Below are 1,238 nucleotides of genomic sequence, written 5' to 3'. Positions count from 1 at the left end.
CCGGCCCGCTCGGGGCACCCGACCCGCACCGGGTGTGGCGGCCGGTGGACCGGGCGCGGGCCGCCGCCGTCGCCGACACGCTGCTGGTGTGGGACCAGGACATGACCCCGCGTCCGCACCTGGCGGCCTCCGCGGCACCCGACCGGACGGGGACGCGGTGGCGGATCCGGCTGCGCGACGCCGTCGCCCACGACGGGCGGCCGCTGGCCCCGGCCGACGTGCTCGCGTCGCTGCGCCGGGTACTCGACCCCGCGACCGGGGCGACGGCCGCGCCGCTGCTCGCGCACCTGGACCTGACCGCCAGCCGCGCGGTGTCGGCGACCGAGGTGGAGCTCGTGCTGGGCCGACCCGACTTCCTGTTCGCCCTGGCCCTGGCCGCGCCGGGAACCGGCATCGTGCGCGGCGGGCGGGGGGACGTGCCCGTCGGGACCGGCGCGTTCCGCTTCCTGCCCGGCTCGCCGGACGCCCTCTACCGGCACGACGGCCACTGGGCCGGCCGCCCGCCCGTCCCCGCGGTGGAGTTCCTGGTCGACGACGACGAGGAGAACCGCTACCAGTCCCTGGTGGACGGCTACGTGCACTGGGCACACGACCTGTTCCCGCACAGCGCACGACGGCTGCTCGGGCGGACCGGGACGACCGTGCTGTCCGCACCGGGCTCGGTGACCCGCTTCCTCGACACCGGGCCCGGCCCGCTCGCCGAACCGCGGCTGCGCGAGGCGGTGCGGCTCGGGATCGACCGGGTGGAGCTGGTGCGCCAGATCCTGCTGGACCTCGCGCAACCCGGTGACGACCTGTTCGGGGCGGGGTTGGCCTACCACCCGGGCGGGCTCGCGCCGGTGGTGCGCGACGTCGCGCGGGCCCGGGAGCTGGTCGTCGCGGCGGGGGCGGACGGGGCGCGGGTGCCGCTGTTCTTCGACCCGTTCGACCCGATGTCGCGACCTACCGCCGACCTCGTCGTGGAGCAGCTGGCGGCGGTCGGGCTGCGGTGCGAGCCGCGTGAGCCGGAGCCGCCGGACGTCGAGCCGACCCCGGGCATCCGGTTCCGCCGTGCCGCGGCGCAGCCGATCCCGCTCTACCTGCAGGCCGTGGCCGCGGCACCCCGGGTCCCCGGCGACGACACCGCGGGCGACACCGGCGACGACACCGCGACCGACGGTGCGGCCGGTCCAGGGACCGGCGGTGCCACCGGGAGCGGGGATGCCGCGGGGGGCCGCCCCGACGTGCGGGCGCTGCTC

General features: G+C 78.4%; 1 protein-coding gene. It reads left to right on the top strand.

Annotation, left to right across the window (positions count from 1 at the left end):
• The coding region (locus tag GTW08_RS21540) for an ABC transporter substrate-binding protein (protein WP_237454048.1) at positions 1–1,238 on the top strand (1,238 nt) is incomplete at both ends.

It is taken from the genome of Pseudonocardia sp. SID8383 (assembly GCF_009864975.1).
GTDB lineage: Bacteria > Actinomycetota > Actinomycetes > Mycobacteriales > Pseudonocardiaceae > Pseudonocardia > Pseudonocardia alni.
The sequence above is the reverse complement of the archived record's forward strand: the minus strand, read 5'-3'. Positions and strand labels throughout refer to the sequence as shown.